Source organism: Protofrankia sp. Cr1 (assembly GCF_963555865.1).
Lineage (GTDB): Bacteria > Actinomycetota > Actinomycetes > Frankiales > Frankiaceae > Protofrankia.
Window position 1 is genome coordinate 1 of the sequence record NZ_CAUVXO010000578.1, and the last position, 2,570, is coordinate 2,570.

Consider the following 2,570-nt stretch of genomic DNA (forward strand, 5'->3'; position numbering starts at 1 on the left):
GAGTTCGGTCGTATCGCCGACTCTGACCTCCCACCCGCGTGATCCTCGCGTAGGCGCGTGTGCTGTGCTGGGGCTGTCTGACCGCGGGTGGCGGGTGGCCACCGACTCCATCGGTAGAACGCCCATGGGGCCAGCGACTTGCAGATGCTGCAGATAGAAGTTGCGATGATCGCCTGTGACAGGGGAGGAGCCATGAGGTCCCGTCCGGCGGTTCTTGAACTGACGCACGCATCGAGGCACGAAGGGTAACGCGATCAGCCCAGCCAGCCGGACGGGTCAGACAGTCGCGCAGCGACCACCGGGCCGGGAGAGCTTGCCATGGCCGCGAGGATGGTCTCGAGATGTGGGCCGGTCGGATCTCGATCGCGGTCGCCGGTCGCCGGTCGCCGGTCGCCGGTCGCCGGTCGCCGGTCGCGACGTCGATCTGGGAGTCGGCGACACGCTCGTGCTTCCAGCCGACATCCCCCGACAGGTGACCTGCCTCAGCGGCGCGCGTCTGCTGGTCTGCGGGCATGGCGGCGCGACCGCGTCAGTCTAGATTGACGCTGGGGAGTTGTCAGTCTAGGCTGACACCGTGGAAACAGAGGAACTGACGGTCGGCGTCGAGTCCGACGATCCTGCAGTCGGTCTGCGGGCCGTGGGTGCGCTGCACCGGCTCGCCGAGCAGGTAGAGGCGCGCAGCGTCCGGCTCGCCAGGGATCGGGGCTGGTCGTGGGAGCAGATCGGGGACGCCCTCGGCGTCTCCCGGCAGTCCGTCCATACGAAGTACGGAAAGTGAGGCAGACGATGGTGATGCGGCTGAGTGTCGACGCCCGCAAAATGCTGCTGACGTCCGCGACCGAGGAGGCCAGCCGGCGCGGTGACCGCCGCCTCGGCACCGACCATCTCCTGCTCGGGCTTCTGCACGACGCCGATGCGCCCGCGGCCCAAGCTCTTGGCGTGTCCCTCGCGGCCACCCGCACAGCCTCGGACACACTCGATCTCGCCGCGCTCGCGGCCGTCGGCGTGAACGTCGCCGCTGTCGGCGAACGGCCCCCGGCGACGCCCGCCCGTCGCCTTCCCCCGCTCACATCCGGCGCACGCGCCGTTATCAAGCATGCTCTTGACCAGGCACGCCCGACCGGGACGGGACGGATCAGCACCGGCCATGTCCTGCTCGCGCTGCTGGCACGCGAGCGGCCCGATCCCGCCGCCGAACTCCTGCACGCACTCGGTGTCGATCCCGCCATGGTGCGCGACCGGCTAGGCCGATCGACGGGAGAACAAGGTGCATGAAACGGCGAGGTGTCTGCTACGACGTCGGCCGGGTGATGTGGGGCCAGGACTGGCGACCGGAGTTCTCCGCCGCCGAGGCCCACCGCGAACTCCAGATCATCAAGAACGACCTGAACTGCAACGCGGTGCGGATTTGTGGGCAGGACATCGACCGACTCATGATTACCGGCAAGGATGCGCTCGATCAGGGCCTCGAGGTCTGGCTCTCGCCCGAACTGTGGGACCACAACCCCGAGGACACCCTCACCTACATCGCGGACGCTGCCGAGCGCGCGCAGGAGCTGGAGAAGCTCGCGCCCGGCCAGGTGGTGCTCAGCGTCGGCTCCGAGCTGACCCTGTTCATGGCCGGCATCGTCAAAGGCGACTCGGTCTTCCAGCGACTGGAACACTCATCATTTTGGGAGCACATCCGCTCCGGTACGCACAATGGCCCGCTCAATGCCTTCTTGGCCGAGGCGAACGAACGCGTGCGCCAGGTGTTCCACGGCAGCGTCACCTACGCCTCGGTGCCGCTCGAAGCCGTCGACTGGAGCCCGTTCGACATCGTCGGCGTCGATCTCTACCGCGACGCTCGGCTCAGGGACCGGTTCAGCGACCTGTTGGGACGCTACGTCACTCACGAACGACCGGTCGCGATCACCGAGTTCGGGTGCTGCACGTATCGCGGGGCGGCTGCTGCGGGTGGACGGGGCTTCGCGATCGTCGACTACCCGGTCAGTGACCGCTCCGGCACGCTGCCGCGGCTGAACGGCGACTACCTGCGTGACGAAGCGGAGCAGACTCGGGAGCTCACCGAGCTTCTCACGATCTTCGACCATGCAGGCGTCGACGCAACGTTCGTGATGACGTTCGTGATGACGTTCGTCGCGCCGCTCAATCCCTGCAGCGACGATCCGAGATACGACCTTGACATGGCCAGCTACAGCCTTGTCAAAAGCTACGGAGCCCGCCTCGGCCCGCTCGGCGCCGCCTACCCGCACGCTCCCTGGGACCGTGACCGGCTCGGCACCACCTACCCAGAGATGCCATGGGAACCGAAGAAGTCATTCACCGCCGTCGCCAACTACTACGCCATGCACGACGGCGGATTCAAGTAGACCGCAGTCCCGATTCAACCTGCTGTGAGGTCGCGCGCTTGGGTCAACGTGGCCGGCCCCGGGTAGCTGGCCGCACGACTGTCGATGTCCTTGATCTGTTCACGGAACGGGTTGGCTCGGTAGACGCCGAGGATGCGGTATTCAGCGAAGTAACCGAGCTCGGTGAACGCGCGTCCCACGTGCGGCTCGTCCGGATGA

At 67.0% G+C, this 2,570-nt stretch carries 3 protein-coding genes and 1 pseudogene; 3 read left to right on the forward strand and 1 reads right to left on the reverse strand.

Annotated elements, in window-relative coordinates:
* Positions 1–574: 574 nt before the first annotated feature.
* The 3 genes from U9980_RS26090 to U9980_RS26100 are packed head-to-tail and all read left to right on the forward strand — an operon-like array spanning position 575 to position 2,372.
* Positions 575–778 (forward strand): helix-turn-helix domain-containing protein, encoded by a 204-nt coding sequence (locus tag U9980_RS26090; RefSeq protein WP_322770354.1) that lies wholly within the window; start codon positions 575–577, stop codon positions 776–778.
* Between the two features lie 8 nt (positions 779–786).
* Positions 787–1,275 (forward strand): Clp protease N-terminal domain-containing protein, encoded by a 489-nt coding sequence (locus U9980_RS26095; RefSeq protein ID WP_322770355.1) that lies wholly within the window; start codon positions 787–789, stop codon positions 1,273–1,275.
* Positions 1,272–2,372 carry a hypothetical protein gene (locus tag U9980_RS26100; RefSeq protein ID WP_322770356.1) on the forward strand — a complete coding sequence of 367 codons (1,101 nt, stop codon included), beginning with the start codon at positions 1,272–1,274 and terminating at the stop codon, positions 2,370–2,372. The genes U9980_RS26095 and U9980_RS26100 overlap by 4 nt, the downstream gene beginning before the upstream one ends.
* Positions 2,373–2,386: 14 nt before the next feature.
* Here U9980_RS26100 and U9980_RS26105 read toward each other — a convergent pair.
* Positions 2,387–2,570 (reverse strand): annotated as a pseudogene (locus U9980_RS26105) (hypothetical protein); the annotation flags it as partial.